This is a genomic window from Microcystis sp. LEGE 08355, from assembly GCF_015207185.1.
Taxonomy (GTDB): domain Bacteria; phylum Cyanobacteriota; class Cyanobacteriia; order Cyanobacteriales; family Microcystaceae; genus Microcystis; species Microcystis panniformis.
Genome location: NZ_JADEXI010000714.1, coordinates 1 through 2,142, shown reverse-complemented (window position 1 = coordinate 2,142; position 2,142 = coordinate 1). Strand labels below are relative to the sequence as shown.

Annotated in this window: 2 protein-coding genes; one reads left to right on the top strand and one right to left on the bottom strand. The window is 45.9% G+C overall.

Annotation, left to right across the window (positions count from 1 at the left end):
* The first annotated feature begins 457 nt into the window (after window positions 1–457).
* Window positions 458–970: a dihem cytochrome c family protein gene (locus tag IQ242_RS23230; RefSeq protein ID WP_193961579.1), complete on the top strand. Its 513-nt coding sequence runs from the start codon at window positions 458–460 to the stop codon at window positions 968–970.
* Between the two features lie 208 nt (window positions 971–1,178).
* On the opposite strand, the gene IQ242_RS23225 is transcribed toward IQ242_RS23230, so the two are convergent.
* On the bottom strand, window positions 1,179–2,042 hold the full coding sequence (locus IQ242_RS23225) for a helix-turn-helix domain-containing protein (RefSeq protein ID WP_193961578.1): 864 nt from the start codon (window positions 2,040–2,042) through the stop codon (window positions 1,179–1,181).
* Window positions 2,043–2,142: the final 100 nt, after the last annotated feature.

Below are 2,142 nucleotides of genomic sequence, written 5' to 3'. Positions count from 1 at the left end.
CCCTTGATAAGGGGGGTGCCGATCCCCCCTTAGTCCCCCCTTGATAAGGGGGGTGCCGATCCCCCCTTAGTCCCCCCTTGATAAGGGGGGCATCTGATAATTTTTAACGCCTACCTACTTAATTTTTGCTTATGAAACCGTGAAATACCTATCAAGCAAGACTTTTAGGGCTATTTTGACGTTCGGCGATGCCTTCGGCGTGAGCTTTTGTCGAACGCTCAGTCGAGCGGCGGAAGAAACTAGAAAATATCAGTATAGACCTCGTTTCCACACATAAACCAGAAGCTCCCAAATACTGATGGGCAGTCAGGAGTTTAAGCTTGTGGAGAGACTGTAAGACTCCTTGGGATTCGTCTCAAAAAGCAGGTTTCTGTGAAGCAAGAATCTCCCATCACACAGCTTGGCATTGTGATGGCGAGAGTGTCAAAATTGTGTTCAATTACTCGTCATCCCAGTCATGCCTTCCAGCGGTCAAGTGAAATCGATTTTTTTTCTGATCCTCTTTCTCCTCAGTATTCTAGGGGGTATTCTACTGGCTTCGCTACTTCAACAACCAGCGATCGCCCAATCCCCTTCCTCGGATACAGTGCTGAATCGTTATCAAATTGGACAGCAAACCTATCTAGAAAATTGTGCCACTTGCCATATTGCCATTCCTCCCAGCATCCTACCCAGTCAAACTTGGAAAAAAATCCTAGAAAATCCTAATTCTCACTATGGTATCCGTTTAAAACCAATTGTTGGCATTACTCAGCGTCTTATCTGGGATTATCTCAGTTATTCTTCCCGCCCTCTTACCCAGACTACTTTTGTTCCCCTCTTAATTGAACAGTCCACCTATGTAAAGGTTTTGCATCCTAGGGTCAATTTACCCACTCCTCTCGGTCATACCACCTGTGTCACCTGTCATCCCAACGCTTCCCGCTACGATTATAAAACCCTTACCCCCATCTGGGATGATGCAGCCTAATCAGTTATCAGTTATCAGTTATCAGTGATCAGTTATCAGTTTTCAGCTTCTGAAGGCAAGGGGCAAAAGACAGAATCTGACAATTCTCCTACCTAAAAAGAAGGTTAGAAACTAAGCATATCAAAGCTTTTAGCTTAACCAATTAGGTCTTAGATTCGGCCCTTGTTTTCAGATGTGAGTTTTTAGTTCACTGATTACTGATTACTGTTTACTGATGACTGAGAGGAGGTGCAGTTAGGGTGATTTCGCCAATTTGGCCAGCTTTACCCATTAATTGGGCAGGTTTTTGGTTAAGAGAGATTTTAACACCGCCAGCATTGCCCGATCGAATATTTAAACTCTTTTGGGCTGTCCAAGTTTGTTTAGTACCCGGTTGGAGATTGCCTTCATGGACTTTTTGGCCATCGGCAATTACCCTTACCCAAGCGGCCTGTTCAATAGTTACTTCGGCTGAGAGGGGAACTTTTGACTGAGGAGAAGGGGAAGGAGAGGCTATCGGTGCGGGAGGGACTACCGGCGCGGGGGAAACCACGGGGGAAGGAGAGGGAGTAACGGCAGGGAGGTTAGAGAGAGGGGGACGGAGGAAAAGATAGCCAATACCACAAAATATGCCCGCCAGCAAGCCTAGCCAGAGATACATCCCGAAAAAGGTTGATTTAGCCGGTTGGGAGCCAGTTTCCGGGGCTGGTTTTTCTGGTTTCACCAGTTCCACTTTTGGGGCAGCGGGTTCAGCTTTGGGGAGAGGGGTAACTTTTGTGGGCAGTGTTTTCGGAATAGTTACCTCTTGAGCTAATTGTTCCGCACTAGGAGACAAGCGATCGGCTAAAGCTTTACCATCAATTTTTAGAGCATCACCGTAGCGTTTGATAAATCCCTTGACATAAATTAATTCTGGTAATTTCTGCCAATTCCCCGTTTCCAACGCTTCTAGCATTGGCAATCTAATCATCGTCAGGGCGGCGATATCGTCTATGCTCAGGCAGCTTTCTTCCCGTTTTTGACGTAAATAAGTCCCGATTTCCTTGATTTGTTCGGCTTGTAGGGGACTGAGTTGACTCATAATTCCAGTCATCGAAAATTTGGGTCTGAAACCCCGTCGTTCTACGACGGCTTTACTGTTAAATATTAGCGCATTTACACGATATATGCTAGAGTGCGAGATATGGAAAAAG

Excerpts from the sequence above, each read along its gene's own strand:
- IQ242_RS23230 (WP_193961579.1), top strand. The coding sequence starts at position 458 with ATGCCTTCCAGCGGTCAAGTGAAATCGATTTTTTTTCTGATCCTCTTT.
- IQ242_RS23225 (WP_193961578.1), bottom strand. The coding sequence starts at position 2,042 with ATGACTGGAATTATGAGTCAACTCAGTCCCCTACAAGCCGAACAAATC.